Genomic DNA, 13176 nt, shown 5'->3' with positions numbered 1-13176 from the left:
TCCCGGCATCACCGGGAGCGGCGAATGAGAAACCGACCCTGGCAGGTACAGCGAGATGGAGTGGAACGTCTGGGCGCTGGGCGGCATCGTCGTGCTCGCCGCGGCGACCGGCGCTCTCGCGGTCTGGGGTTCGCGGAACGCGCGCACCACATCGGATTTCCTGGTCGCACGCCGCACGGTGGGAGCGGAGCGCAACGCGGCGGCGATCTCCGGTGAGTACTTGTCGGCGGCGTCGTTTCTCGGCGTGGCCGGCCTGATACTCAAGGAGGGAGCCGATGCCCTGTGGTACCCGATCGGCTTCACCGCCGGGTACCTGGTGTTGATGCTGTTCGTGGCCGCGCCGTTACGGCGTTCCGGGGTCTACACACTGCCGGACTTCGCCCAGGACCGGCTGGGCTCTGCCCGGCTGCGGCTGCTGGCGAGCATGCTGGTGGTCCTGATCGGCTGGCTGTATCTGGTTCCGCAGTTGCAGGCGGCCGGGGTGACCCTGTCGACGATCATCGGCTTGCCGTACTGGACCGGGGTCGTGGCGGTGGCGGTCATCGTGCTGATCGGCGTGCTCGGCGGCGGGATGCGTGCGGCCACTCTGGTGCAGGCGTTCCAGTATTGCGTGAAGTTGTTCGCGATCACCGTGCCCGCCTTCGTGCTGTGCACGGTTTTTCTGGGTGAGCATTCGTCACGTCTGCGCGGACTCGACGAAAACGCTCCGCCCGCTTTCGAACGGGCCACCACGGTACGCATTTCCACCGATGTGCGGCTGCAGGTCGCCGAGCCGCTGTGGTTGTGGGTCGAGGGAGGTTCCGGTGCGGGCGTGATCAGCGACAGCGCCGCGTCGGGACCGAGCAGTGTCTATGTCTCCCCCGGCGTCTATCCGGTTTCGGAGGGTGCCGAGCTGCGGTTTCCCGCGGGGGCGTCGGTTCCGGTGGTGGCCGATGCCGCACCGGACAACCTGTCCTGGCTGTTGCCGCAGGACGGTGGTTTCCGCGGTCTGTTCGAGACGTACTCGCTGATCCTGGCGACTTTCCTCGGCACGATGGGTCTGCCGCATGTGCTGGTGCGCTTCTACACGAACCCGAGCGGGGACGCTGCTCGGCGTACGACGTTGTTCGTGCTCGCCCTGCTCGGCGCGTTCTACTTGTTCCCGACGGTCCTCGGGCTGCTGTCGCGGTTCTACATGCCGCAGTTGCTGGTCACGGGTAAGACCGATGCGGCGGTGCTGCAACTTCCCGGCGCGATGCTCGACAACTGGGTCGGTGGGTTGCTCGCCGCGATCACGGCGGCGGGCGCGTTCGCGGCGTTCCTGTCCGCCTCGTCCGGTCTGGTGATGAGTGTGGCAGGAGTGCTGTCCCGGGACCTGCTGCCGGGCCGCACGTGGGATTTCCGGTTGACCTCGCTGGGCGCGGCGACGGTTCCGACCCTGCTGGCCCTCGGCGCGGTGGACCGGGACATCTCGGAGAGCGTGGGCCTGGCGTTCACGATGGCGGCCTCCACCTTCTTTCCGCTGCTGGTGCTGGGTATCTGGTGGCGCCGTCTGACGGCGGCCGGGGCAACCGCCGGGTTGTTGGTCGGCGGGTCCCTGGTGTTGGTGGCGGTCCTGCTGGGGATGGGGGTGCAGGACACGCAGAGCTGGTGGTCGGTGGTGCTGCGGCAGCCTGCGGCGATCACGGTGCCGACTGCGCTGCTGGTGACGATCGTGGTCAGCCGTGCCACCCGGTATCGGATTCCGCCGGGGGTCGCACGTGTGATGTTGCGCATGCACGCCCCGGACCGGCTGGGTTTCGTTCGCGACCGCGCCGGGGAACACGTCGGCACCGACGACGGGAAACGGCCGCATTCGCAGGGACGCCACCACCGCTGAAGTCCCCATCCGTGGCAGCATCGGGGTGTGACTACACCGATGCACGGTCAGGTGCCCGGAGTGCACCCCGAGGAACTGCCTGCGGAGTTGCCGGAGGGCACGCTGCTCGACGTCCGCGAACACGACGAATGGCAAGCGGGACACGCACCCGGCGCGGTGCACATTCCGATGAGTGAGGTCCCGGAACGGCTCGACGAGATCCCGGAGGCCGACCAGCTTTACGTGGTATGTCGCTCCGGTGGGCGTTCGTCCAAGGTGACCGCCTATCTCAACGCGAACGGCTGGGACGCGGTCAACGTCGAACGCGGCATGAACGGTTGGTCGTCCAGCGGGCGGCCGGTGGTCGCCGACAATCCCGACAGTGAGCCGTACGTGCTGTGACGCGACGTCCGACCGGTTCCGAGGCGCCGGTGGAGTGGGTGGCCACTCCACCGGGGGGAGTGCGCCCGCCCCGCGTCCGGAGCGCCCCGCGTCGCTACACCGGGCCGCCGTCGTATTCCGTCGTGCCGCGCTGGGGATTTCCACAGCTGACGTGGCGATGGCCGTTGGCGCTGCCGAGCCGCACTCGCGTCGACCCTGCCGAACGGGTGCTGTCGTTGTCGGCCACGGCCGTCTCGACGCTGTGGGTTACCGCCGGACTCGCCTGCGTGGCCACCATTGCGGAGATCTGGCGCTATGTGCTGCTGCTGCGCAGCCGAAATGGGGCGCTGGCAAGGACTCCGCTTGCTTTCTCGGATGCGTTGGTGATCACGGCGGGAGTGATGACCTGGGTGATCGGGGTACTCTGCGGCGTGGTCGTGGTGTTGTGGGCCTTGCGGGCACGTGCCTACGCGGCCACGCAGGCAGGCGTGCGTCCGGCGCGTTCGGACTGGCAGTTCGTCACCGGTGTGCTGGTCCCGGGACCGAATCTGTTCGTGCCCGGTTCGGCGTTGGCGGAACTGGAGCACACGGTTCTGATGCGTGATCGTGCCCGTGATCCACATGCTCGCCCGAGACCGACGTGGCTGGTGCAGCTGTGGTGGTGTGCCTGGAGCGCGAGCTTGTTGCTCGGGTGGATCACGTTCCTGTGGGGCTTCACCGACGGCGTGCAGGCGTTGGCCAACGGTGTGGTGTTGCATGCCTGGACCAATGCCGTGATGGCCGCGCTGGCCATCGTGACCGTCTACGTCGTCAAGTACTTGACGCGGCTGTTGGTGCCGGTGGATACGACGGAGGTGCCTCGGCTGCGCGTTCTCGGAGTGCGCGGCGCCCCCGCACCCCCTCGTCAGGAGCGCCCCACCGGAGCCCCACGCTGACGGCGCTTTGTGCAGTTTCGCGCGAAACCGCATTTTTGTGATTTCGCGCGAAACTGCACCAACGGTGGTGATATCCATCCACATGGGCGCGGGGTGTCCACAAGTCTCCTGTCGATCCCTGCCAAATTATCCCTGTCAAACCACCCTGCCGAACCAATCCCTGCCGACACGCCCGGCTCGACCGGTTGTCACTGGTTCGATAATGTCACGCGCACCCTACGGGCTCAGATCATCCTGCGGCCGCGGGCTCTACCGCGGTCGCGGTGCGGCAATCCGGCGAGTAGCGAACACGAATGAGGAGACAACGTGGGCAAAGCAACGGCGGCCGGACAGGCAGGCACCGAGGGTGGCATCGGACGGCGGCAGCCGTGTCCGTGCGGCTCGGGCAAGCGCTACAAGGCGTGCCACGGCGCGGCTGGCGGCGCCGCGAACGTGATCGTGACCAGGCCGTTCGAGGGACTGGCGGCCGAGTGCGAGCTCGTGGCGCTGCGGGAGTTCGTGCCTTCGGCGACGGCGAAGCTGCCGCTGCGCTCCGGTGATCGGGAGATCACGCTGGCCACGGTGCTGCCGATGGCTGCGGCGGCAATGGTGCGCAGCGACGGGCAGGCATTCGTGGGCTTGCAGGTCCAGACTCGTTCCGGCGACATCAGCAGGGACCTGGCACGTGCCGTGGAATGGGCGCAGCAGGCCGAGGTAGGTACGTCGCTGTCGGTGGTGGGCCCGGAGGATGCTCCGGAGGGTACCGTCCCGGCACGATTGCAGGACCTCGTCGATCCGGAAGCGCTGCTCGACGTCGAGTTGCACGGTGACTTCTCCTGGTGGATGCCCGACGACGTGGAACCCACCGGTGATGTGGCGCTTTCGCTGGAACGGGCCAATGCGGCGATCAAGCCGGCCCAGCGACTCGACGCCGAGGGTGTGCACTCGGCCTACTGGATGGATGCGGGGGAGAAGGCGCACGTCCGCTGGGTGCGTCCGGAGTCGGAGGAGCGGTTGCTGGCCGCGCTGGCCAGGTTGTCGGTGCGCGGGGAACTCGCACTGGACGAAGACAGCCGCTATGCGGGCTCCTTCCGGGCGCACGGCCTGCTCGTTCCGGTGTGGGACCTGGATCGGGAGAAGCATGCACGCGAGTGGGAGCAGCCGGTGGCGGAGATGGGCCGCCGGTTGAACGAGGTACTTGCCACGCTCGACACCGAACCGCTCGACACTGCCGAGCACCGTGCCCGGGAAGGTTTGCGCGGTCGCCAGGTCACCGTTCGCTGAGGTGACCGTGCGCGGCAAGCGGTGTCGTGCCTTGCTGCGCGATGGTGCACGCCACTCGGCGGCCGGACGGCAGGGTAGCGCCGTCTCGGCCGCCGAGTGTTCAGCCCGACCGCAGTGGCAGGCACGGGTGCTCAGACCGCGCCGCCCGCGGTGGGGGGTGCGGTCGGGTCCGCACCCTGGTCACCGGCACCCTCACGGGCGAGGAAGTTCTCCACCTCGAACATGCTGCCCTTCGCGCGATCCACGACGGTCAGCAGCGTGGACATCTGGGACACTTCTTCGACCTGTTCCTTGAGGAACCACTGCATGAACTGCTCACCGATGTAGTTGCCCTCGTCGCGGGCTGTCTTGGCGAGGGTGGTGATCTCCTCGGTGACCGTGCGTTCCTGCTCCAGGGCGAGGGCAACGAGCTCGCGGGTTTCGGTGAAGTCGTTGCGGACGCTCTCCACGGCGGGAATCACCGGCTTGGCGTCGTTATCCATGAGGAAACGGACGATCATCATGGCGTGGTTGCGCTCTTCGAGCGCCTGGCGGTAGAAGTGTGCGGCCAGCTGGGGCAGGTCCTCGCTGTCGAACCACACCGCGACCGCGATGTACTGCTGCGAGGCCGTGAGCTCGTTGCGAATCTGGTCCTGTAGCAGTTGGTTGAAGTGGGACTCTTGCCGTTCGATCTTCTTCGCGCTCAAAGCCATGCCACGAACATACACCCCAATTGTGAGGGTGTTTCAGATCAGGCTGCCCTCAAAAAAGTTTGCCTCACCTGAGAAAGGTAAGGCTTATTCAAAGAAGGGAACCCTTACCCGGGATTGGCGCGGCCTTATCGAGAAAAAGGTGAGCCTTGCCATGCTTGTCGAATGAATTCACTCCCGGTCCGTGTCGGGAGGTGGATCGAGCGGATCGGCCTGCAGGATCCGATCGGCGGTCCGCTCGGCGCATTCGTGCAAGGGGATCGTGAGCTTGGTGATGTATCGGTGGCGATAGCTCAGCACCAGTGGTGGCATATGCCACCGATGCTCCCGGGCGGCATGCTCGCAGTGTCGTGCGATCAGGCGTAGTTGCCGAGCATTGGCACGGTGGGTTCTCTCCACGAATTCCGGCCTGCGTTCGGCGGCGTCGATCATCTCGAACATCTCGTTGACATTGCGTGCGGCCTCGATCCCCTTGGCGACCACGTCGTACACGGCGAACGGCACGGGGTGGCCGGTCTTTCGGCGCACCCATTCCCCCACCCGAATGCACAGCAGCCCCAGCGGAAAGCCGACGAAGCCGCCGATCCACAGCATCGGCGACCACTGACCGCCGATCGGTATCGAACTGCTCGCGGTGAGAGCGAGAACGGTCAGCAGCGCGTAGGCGGCCAGTGCCGTCCAGGCGAAGACATGGCCCGCTCCGATCAGAACGAGTGCGCGTCGATCGGCCGAGACGTCCACCGTACTCGGCGGTTCCGGGTGCACCTGCCATTTCCGCACGTCGAGCCGCCCGAACGTCCCCGCACTGATCTCCGCGCTCCCGGCCACGTCAACCTCGCTGGTGATCGTCTGTGGTCAATACCACACCGATTGTCACCTCCATGCACCGTGTCGGCACCAGCAAAGGGCACTTGCAGGGCTCGTCGCTCACCGCATGCTGCTCCGATTGCCTCTGTCACCAGGACCTCGGCCGCGGGCACACGGTGTTCGCACCGGACTGTGCCCCGCGGCAGGAGTCGAACGGATGTCAGGGCACCGCGGGCAGGGAGTTCCGGTGCGGCAGCGGAGCGGTCCCGGGGTGATCCTGCGTGCTGGGCGTGGCCGACTGTGATGTGGCTGTCCGCCCGCAGAACTCCGTGGCAAGAACATCGACTGCCGCACTGGAAACCCTGGCCAGTTCGGCTGCGTTCTCGGTGGTTTCGGTGAGGCTGAGTGAGACCTGACGCTGCCCGTCGGCCGAGGTGAACGAGAGTGTGATGAAGCCGGGGAAGCGACCGTCGTGGCCCCACAGCGTGGTCCCGCACATCGGGATCCTGGTCAGGCCGAGTCCGTAGGGAAGGCCCGAGTTGAGCGGTGTCGTCGCCTGCATCTCCTCGAGTGGTTCGGGTGCCAGCAGCTCGCCGGTGAGCAGCGCGCGGTAGAAGCGGTTGAGGTCGGAGGTGGTGGAGGTGATCGCACCTGCTGTCCACGCCCACGACGGGTTGAAACGGGTCACGTCGGTGAGTGGCTCGCTCGGTCCCTGCAGTCCCAGGTAACCGTGGGCGTTGGGGCCTTTGATGAACGGGAAGTGTTCCGGGAAGCGGGTGTGCCGCAGCCCGGCCGGGCGGAGAACGCGCTCGTGCAACTCGGAGCGAATGTCGTTGCCCGTCACCTTTTCGATGAGCATCCCGAGCAGGACGTAGTTGGTGTTGGAGTAGGACGGCTCGTCGGGGGCGGGGTCGTACTCCGGTTCGTGCTGCATCGCGATGCGGACGAGCTCTTCGGGTGCGAAGGTGCGCTGCCGGTTGCGGAGGAACGTCGTCGCGAATTTCGGGTCGGTGGTGTAGTTGAACAGCCCGCTCGTGTGGTTCATGATCATGCGGACCGTGATGTCCTGATCACCGGGGATGATGCCGGGCAGGTAGCGCTCGACCGGCGCGTCCAGGGCGAGTTTCCCCTCGCCGGTCAGCTGGAGTGCGATCGTGGCCATGAACGTTTTGGTGATGCTGCCCACTCGGAACCGGCTGTGCGGCAGGATCGGCCGGTTGCTGTCGATCTCCGCAACGCCGCTGGTGCCACGCCAGGCGCCGTGCTGATCCCGAACCTCGACGGCCGCTCCGGCCGCTCCGGCCTCGACCACCGCATCGAGTGCGTGCTGGAGCTCGGCGCGTTCGGGTGGCACGTGACCGGGACCACGACCGGGGTCTGCAGCGGCAGGCGGTCCGTGTCCGGGCCCGCGAGCGGAATCGATCGGGGGGTTCGCCGCTTGGGCAGCACCGGCCGGCACGAGCAGTATGCTCGCGAGGAACGAGGCGACGGCGGTTTTGCCGAGTGTGGACACACGCCCGCCGAATCGGCGCTGTGCGGCCGGACGAGTTCGGGGGAGTGGTGCGGCCATCGGTGTGGAGGCGGGCGTGGTTCGTCGATCGCCGCGGTCGGTCGTCGGATCGGAGTCGACCATCGGATCCGCTCCTGGCTGTCTGCCGCTACGTGGTCGGCTGTGGGACATTCGTGACCTTTCCGTGCTCTGTCCGGATGCCTCCATGATCGGGTTGCGGTGTTCTCGTGTGCAGACGGCAGTCGGGTGCTTTCCGTGGTCCGAATGGCTCCGGCTGTGGTTGGTGGCCTACCGGCGGGGAAGTTCATCCGCGAGCCTCGGTGGCCGGTTGCTCTCCGGTGCGGGCGGCGAGCTTGTCGGCACCCGCCATCTCCGCACGTCGAGCCGTCCGACCGCTCCGGTCCCGGCTGATGTCCCTCCGGCCGGGTATGCGGCCTCCGCCACGGTTCCTCGTTGATGGTCAGTCCGTGGCCGTCCAGCCTTCCGTCGGGGGGCCTGTTGCCTGCTCCTCCTGCTCGTCCCTGCCCAGCAGTGGCGCCCAGGCGCGGTGGACGACCGCCGCGGTCGGTACCGCGATGATCATACCGACGAGACCGGCCAGAATTCCTCCCGCGACAAGAACGAGGCCGATCGCCAAGGGGTGCAGTCGGACGTAGTTTTTCATCACGAGCGGCTGAAGGACGTTGCCCTCCAATTGATTCTCCACAAGGAGAACACCGAGGAGGATAAGCGCTTCGATCAGTCCTTGGGTGACCAAAGTGATGAGGACGGCGATCGTGCCTGCCACGATCGCCCCGACGATGGGGATGAAGCTGCCGAGAAACACGAGCACCGACAGGGGAAGCACCAGTGGCACTCCCAGCAGGGTCAGGGTCAGCCCGATCACGATGCCGTGGATGGTCGCGATGACAACGGTGCCGTGCACGTACCCGGTAATGGTGTTCCAGGCGATATGTCCCGCACGGTCGACGCGCCGTCGGTGGGGGTCCTGCTTGAGTGGTGAGATCAACCAGCGCCAGATCCGCTCGCCCTCATAGAGCAAAAACAGTGTTACGAAGATGGCGAGGAGGAGCATGGTCACGAACTGGAACAAGTAGCGAGCACCGGTCCGTGCGATATTCCGCAGCATGTTGCGGTGGTTCTGGAGCCAGTTGACGATGGCGTCTTCGATACTGTTCAGTGTCACCTGCCCGAAGCCCAACTTGCTCAGCAGCTCAACAATTTGACGGACGGTATTGACCAGCTGGCTGATCAGCATCGGAAAGTTCGCAGCAATCCGCATGCCGATGAGGTAACCCATGCCGCCGAGGACGACAACGGCGAGGATCAGGGTGATCCACGCCGCAAGCAGATTGGGCACCAGGCGTCGCAGCATCCTGTTCAACGGCCACAACAAGGCGGTGAACAGCAACGCGGCGATAACGGGTATGACAACGAGGTCGAGCAGCACCAGCACCTGCACGCCCACGTAGACAGCCGCCGCGACCAGCAGCGCCCGCAGCGCCCACCGTGCTGCACGGCCAAGCAGCGATCTCGGCGGCTCGGTCCCGTCCGTCTCTCCTACCACGCGCATTCCCGCCCTGGACCTCGTTTCTGCGGTCGGTGAACTTCCTTCCGCCCCGGACATTCCACGTTTGCGCACGCCACAGGTCGGAAGTGGTGCTGGTTCTCCAGGGGGTCCGCTGTGCGGCAACCTCCGGAGGCAGGCAACGGCGGGCACGGGTGCCCCTCGATTGCCTGCTTACCGGTTACAGGGTGACTCGAATAGAGCTCACCGGCACGCTCGACGCGAGCCGATCGCGGTACGGGACAACGCTGCCCTCGAAACACCATCGCTCCCACGGCAGCCTCGGTGAGCAGCTTGCGCTCACCGACTTCGTGAAACCGCCCCGATGCCTCGATGGCCCGACTACGGTGACGGCCATCCGAGACGAACGGGGACGGGACGGGCGACGGCGGGAGCATCGAGCAGCGACTGATCGGCTCCGGCACGCATGAAGGAGGCTCCGGAAGCGGACCGAGCTCCGGATACCCGGACTTCGGGGTGGATCCCGACGTGCTGGACCGACGAGGAGGCCCGGTGCGAGACGTGAAAGTAACGTCCTCGGGACGTGTCCGTGCCATCCATGCTGCCCCCCGGCTCTTACCACTTGGGCGGCGGGCAAGGTGGCACCGGGAGAGGAATGGGACCACAAGCCGATCCTGGAGGACCGTCTCAGCCCGGAGAGCAAACGAGAATTTGACCTCGAGGTTCCGGGGGAGGACCGTTCGGCGAGCTACGACATCTGGTCCAGCATTCACTACGGTTGTGTCGGAGGCGCGTCCGGGATCGATGCGGGTACCTTGATCACCGGTGCTTCGACCGGTATGGCCGAAACGGTGCACAGGATGTCGTCACCGATCTGGGCATTTCTGATGTTTCGGATGGCGCCGCCACGGAAGCGTGTCGGCGAATACTGTGATTCGATGAACCTGTTTCCGCCGAACAAGAATGTGAGTTCCGCCGAGGAGGTTCGCTACTACTGCGCTCGGAGATATCTCGACAGCGAGCGGTGTGACGAGTGGTATGTCTGGATGCGTTACGGGCAGTATCTCGTGGAACTCGATGCTGATGCGCTGTGCTCCGGCGACGGCTCGGAGAGCCACGCCGAGGGGGAAAGTGGAAATTCCCGAGTGGTTGTACGGGCTGGTCGAGCGTGCTGACGACCGCCGCGCCGAAGAGGTAGCGCCACTCGTCACTCACGTGTTCAGCCAGCCCTGCTCGTGGAGCGCCGCCAGGAACCTCCGGTAGCTGCGGTCCAACGGTCCGGTCTCCTCGGCGATCGGGTCGATCCGCTCGGACGCGGGCACCATGGCGTGCGCAGCGGTGCTCAGGTCCGGATGCAGTGTGCCGGTGGCAGCCAGCAGCGCGGCTCCCAGCGCGGTCCCCGCCCGGGGCACGCGAGCGATCGGCCTCCCGAGCACCGAAGCTCGGATGCCGCACCACAACCGGCTACGGGCACCGCCGCCGGTGGTGAGTATCGGCGAGGTGGCCGGAACGCCGAGTTCGGCCATCCGGTCCAGCGCGAGGCGTTCGCAGAAGGCGACACCTTCCAGCCTTGCCCGGTGCAGGTCGATCTCGTCACCGGCCGGTTCGAGCAGAAAGCCCCGTGCCTGTGGAGCCGGGAACGGGAATCGCTCACCGTCGCGGCGCAGGGGGTAGCACACCGTGCGGGACGGGCCACGCTCCTCGGCCGCACGATCCAACCCGGCAAGCCGTTCCGGATCCACATCGGACAGTGCTTCGCCGCCGGTGTTGGAGGCACCGCCGGGCAGCCAGGTGCCTTCCGGGTGCAGGTGGCTGTACACGGCCCCGGTGGGGTCGTGCACGAGCTCGGTGGAAACTCCCTTGACGACCAGTGTCGTGCCGAGCACGGTGACGATCCGGCCGGGCTCGACCGCCCCGGAGGCGAGCTGGCCCGCGCACCCGTCGGTCATTCCGGACCGCACCTCGCAGGTTACGGGCAGGCCCGTCTCGGCGGCAGCGGCCGGGGAGAGCCGCCCCAGCGGCTGCGCCGGGCGCACCACGTCCGGTAGCCGGTCGATATCGACTCCGAGGGGAACCAACGCCTCCTGCGCCCACTCCGCGTGGACCGGATCGTAGCCGCTTTTCAACGCATGGCTGGTGTCGGTGGCCACCGGCCGGCCGAGTAGGTGCTCGGCGATGAGGTCGGGGGTGTGCAGAAACCGTACTTTCGGGTCGTCGGCGTGGGCGGCCAGCCAGCCGATGCGGGCCAAGCCGGAACCGGCCGAGGGGGTGATCCCGATGCGCTGCCAGCGCCGGGCTCCGGCCTCGCGGGCGATGGCCGCCTCGGACTCGGCTCGCCGGTCGTCGTACATCAGTGCCGGGCCGACCGGTTCCCCCGCCGCATCGACGGCCACCACGGTTCCCGAGGTGGCCGCGATGGCCAGTGCCCGCACCGCGCGTCGCCGCCGCCCCAGTTTCGTCGTGCACTCCCCGAGCGCGGCTCGCACCGCAGGCCACCAGCTTCCGGCGTCCTGTTCGGATGCTCCATCGGGGCCGCGCACCGGCCGGGGCAGCGGAACCGACGCGGCGGCGGCCAACGCTCCGGAGGCGTCGCGTACCTCCACGCGCACGGTCGCGGTGGCCACGTCGATCCCGGCGACCAGCGGGGCATCGACGTCGCCCGGAGAATCGCTGCTCATGGCGCGATCACCGGGAACCGTTCCAGCGCCGAGGGGAGCTCGGCGAGGGTGCGGACCGACGTGTCCGGCTCGGCGAGCTGCTCGATGGTCGGTTCCGGCGGTGCCTCGCCACGCAGTACCCACACGGTGTGCAGGCCCGCTTCCTGCGCTCCCCGGACATCGGTGTCGAGCCGATTGCCGACATGCACGGTTCGGCTCGCAGGCACGCCAGTCTCGTCGAGCGCGTGGCGGAAGATCGCCGGGTGCGGCTTCTCCACTCCCACGATCTCGGAGATCGCCCACACGTCGATGTACTCGGCGATTCCGTCGCGCCGCAGTGCCTCCAGCACCCGGGCGCGCTGGTTGGCCACGATGGCCAGCCGGTACTGCCCGGCCAGCTCGTGCAGCGCGGGCAGTACGTCCGGGTACAGCGCGTCGGTCGAGTAATCCCAGTACCGTGCGGCCAGTGCGGACAGCCGCTCCCGATCGCCGGAAGTCAGGAACCGCTCGGCGATCGCGCTGCGCAGCGACCCGGACTGGCGTTGTCGCTGGGCATCGTAGGCGGCCAGGAACTCGACCTCGTCGATCTCGTCGTCCGCCAGCTCGCGGGTGGCACGCAGGAGCGCGTCGCGGTAGACGGCGTCGTCGTAGATCGGCCCGCCGACATCCAGCAGCACCAGCTCGATCGGACCGGATGGTGTTGCCATGAAGCTCTCCCGGAGATGTGTTCGTGCCGGTGTTAGTCGCGTCACCAGGAGGTGAACCCTCCGTCTGCCACCACATTGCTTCCGGTCATGAAGCTGCTGGCGCCGGAGGCCAGGAACACCGCCAGGGGGCCGAGTTCGTGTGGTTCGCCGACACGGCCCATCGGGGTCTGCTCCATCCAGGCCCCGAACCAGTCGGGCTGGGTCCGCTCGACCTGCTTGAGCAGGTCCGTGCCGATGTAGCCGGGGGAGATCGAGTTGACCCGCACACCCCGGGAGGCCCACTCCCCGGCGAGGGACTTGGTCAACATGATCACGCCCGCCTTGGAAGCGTTGTAGGAGACCTGTGCCTGCGGGTGATTCGAGATCATCCCGGACATGGAGGCGATGTTGATGATCGACCCCGATCCCTGCCGCAGCATGACCTTGCCCGCTTCCCGGGAGCAGTAGAAGACCGCGTCCAGGTTCAGTCCCAGGACCTCGCGCCAGGATTCGTCACTCATCGACTCGCCGGGCTCGTTGCGCACCATTCCGGCGTTGTGCACCGAGACATCGAGAGCGCCGTACGTCGAGACGATGTACTCGACGGTTTCGGCGATTCGGCCGGAGTCGGTGACGTCGAGGTGCACGAACTCGCCGCCGATCTCCTCGGCGGCCCGGGAACCGGTGTCGTGGTCGATCTCGCCCACGACCACGCGCGCACCCTGGTTGCTCAGTGCCCGCGCGATCTGGAAGCCGATTCCCCGGCCCGCTCCGGTGACCAGTGCGGTGGTGCCGTGCAGCGAGAACGGATCGGTGCTCATGAGGTGGCTCTCCTGTCCTGGTTGCCGTACCGGGTGGTGTGGTGCAGCGTGCGGTCATCGAC

The 13176-nt window shown here is 67.0% G+C and carries 12 protein-coding genes and 1 pseudogene; 6 read left to right on the top strand and 7 right to left on the bottom strand.

Features of this window, described 5'->3' with window-relative positions; genetic code table 11:
• Positions 1-55: 55 nt before the first annotated feature.
• From JOF55_RS10490 to JOF55_RS10475, 4 genes are all read left to right on the top strand, one after another.
• The gene (locus JOF55_RS10490) at positions 56-1858 is read left to right on the top strand and encodes a sodium/solute symporter (protein WP_310273010.1); all 1803 of its coding nucleotides are present in this window, start codon (positions 56-58) and stop codon (positions 1856-1858) included.
• 39 nt (positions 1859-1897) lie between these two features.
• Complete coding sequence (locus JOF55_RS10485) at positions 1898-2239, top strand: rhodanese-like domain-containing protein (RefSeq protein ID WP_374727445.1); 342 nt, start codon at positions 1898-1900, stop codon at positions 2237-2239.
• Complete coding sequence (locus tag JOF55_RS10480; RefSeq protein WP_310273008.1) at positions 2236-3153, top strand: DUF4328 domain-containing protein; 918 nt, start codon at positions 2236-2238, stop codon at positions 3151-3153. The genes JOF55_RS10485 and JOF55_RS10480 overlap by 4 nt, the downstream gene beginning before the upstream one ends.
• A gap of 306 nt (positions 3154-3459) precedes the next feature.
• Complete coding sequence (locus tag JOF55_RS10475; protein WP_310273007.1) at positions 3460-4416, top strand: DUF5926 family protein; 957 nt, start codon at positions 3460-3462, stop codon at positions 4414-4416.
• A gap of 131 nt (positions 4417-4547) precedes the next feature.
• Here JOF55_RS10475 and JOF55_RS10470 read toward each other — a convergent pair whose 3' ends face one another.
• The 4 genes from JOF55_RS10470 to JOF55_RS10455 form a co-directional block, all read right to left on the bottom strand.
• Positions 4548-5108, bottom strand: a complete 561-nt coding sequence (locus tag JOF55_RS10470; RefSeq protein WP_310273006.1) for a ferritin — start codon at positions 5106-5108, stop codon at positions 4548-4550.
• A 168-nt stretch (positions 5109-5276) separates the two neighbouring features.
• On the bottom strand, positions 5277-5933 hold the full coding sequence (locus tag JOF55_RS10465) for a hypothetical protein (protein WP_310273005.1): 657 nt from the start codon (positions 5931-5933) through the stop codon (positions 5277-5279).
• Positions 5934-6132: 199 nt separating this feature from the next.
• Positions 6133-7545: a serine hydrolase domain-containing protein gene (locus JOF55_RS10460; protein WP_310273004.1), complete on the bottom strand. Its 1413-nt coding sequence runs from the start codon at positions 7543-7545 to the stop codon at positions 6133-6135.
• 337 nt (positions 7546-7882) lie between these two features.
• Positions 7883-8890 (bottom strand): AI-2E family transporter, encoded by a 1008-nt coding sequence (locus tag JOF55_RS10455; RefSeq protein ID WP_510184010.1) that lies wholly within the window; start codon positions 8888-8890, stop codon positions 7883-7885.
• 698 nt (positions 8891-9588) lie between these two features.
• Here JOF55_RS10455 and JOF55_RS24455 point away from each other — a divergent pair.
• Positions 9589-9774 (top strand): annotated as a pseudogene (locus JOF55_RS24455) (polymorphic toxin type 44 domain-containing protein); the annotation flags it as partial.
• Between the two features lie 114 nt (positions 9775-9888).
• Complete coding sequence (locus JOF55_RS10450) at positions 9889-10125, top strand: hypothetical protein (RefSeq protein WP_310273001.1); 237 nt, start codon at positions 9889-9891, stop codon at positions 10123-10125.
• A 36-nt stretch (positions 10126-10161) separates the two neighbouring features.
• Here the strand turns inward: JOF55_RS10450 and JOF55_RS10445 are convergent, their stop codons facing one another.
• Genes JOF55_RS10445 through JOF55_RS10435 form a run of 3 tightly spaced genes read right to left on the bottom strand, consistent with a single transcriptional unit; the run spans position 10162 to position 13114 of the window.
• The gene (locus tag JOF55_RS10445; protein ID WP_310272999.1) at positions 10162-11628 is read right to left on the bottom strand and encodes an FGGY-family carbohydrate kinase; all 1467 of its coding nucleotides are present in this window, start codon (positions 11626-11628) and stop codon (positions 10162-10164) included.
• Positions 11625-12314 (bottom strand): HAD family hydrolase, encoded by a 690-nt coding sequence (locus JOF55_RS10440; protein WP_310272997.1) that lies wholly within the window; start codon positions 12312-12314, stop codon positions 11625-11627. The genes JOF55_RS10445 and JOF55_RS10440 overlap by 4 nt, the downstream gene beginning before the upstream one ends.
• A 41-nt stretch (positions 12315-12355) precedes the next feature.
• Positions 12356-13114, bottom strand: a complete 759-nt coding sequence (locus JOF55_RS10435; protein WP_310272995.1) for an SDR family NAD(P)-dependent oxidoreductase — start codon at positions 13112-13114, stop codon at positions 12356-12358.
• Positions 13115-13176 lie beyond the last annotated feature (62 nt).

Source organism: Haloactinomyces albus (assembly GCF_031458135.1).
GTDB lineage: Bacteria > Actinomycetota > Actinomycetes > Mycobacteriales > Pseudonocardiaceae > Haloactinomyces > Haloactinomyces albus.
The sequence above is the reverse complement of the archived record's forward strand: the minus strand, read 5'-3'. Positions and strand labels throughout refer to the sequence as shown.

What these genes read in the sequence shown, in the direction of transcription:
- JOF55_RS10490 (WP_310273010.1), top strand. Translation starts at nt 56, where the DNA reads ATGGAGTGGAACGTCTGGGCGCTGGGCGGCATCGTCGTGCTCGCCGCG.
- JOF55_RS10485 (WP_374727445.1), top strand. Translation starts at nt 1,898, where the DNA reads ATGCACGGTCAGGTGCCCGGAGTGCACCCCGAGGAACTGCCTGCGGAG.
- JOF55_RS10470 (WP_310273006.1), bottom strand. Translation starts at nt 5,108, where the DNA reads ATGGCTTTGAGCGCGAAGAAGATCGAACGGCAAGAGTCCCACTTCAAC.
- JOF55_RS10460 (WP_310273004.1), bottom strand. Translation starts at nt 7,545, where the DNA reads ATGGTCGACTCCGATCCGACGACCGACCGCGGCGATCGACGAACCACG.
- JOF55_RS10450 (WP_310273001.1), top strand. Translation starts at nt 9,889, where the DNA reads ATGAACCTGTTTCCGCCGAACAAGAATGTGAGTTCCGCCGAGGAGGTT.
- JOF55_RS10445 (WP_310272999.1), bottom strand. Translation starts at nt 11,628, where the DNA reads ATGAGCAGCGATTCTCCGGGCGACGTCGATGCCCCGCTGGTCGCCGGG.
- JOF55_RS10440 (WP_310272997.1), bottom strand. Translation starts at nt 12,314, where the DNA reads ATGGCAACACCATCCGGTCCGATCGAGCTGGTGCTGCTGGATGTCGGC.
- JOF55_RS10435 (WP_310272995.1), bottom strand. Translation starts at nt 13,114, where the DNA reads ATGAGCACCGATCCGTTCTCGCTGCACGGCACCACCGCACTGGTCACC.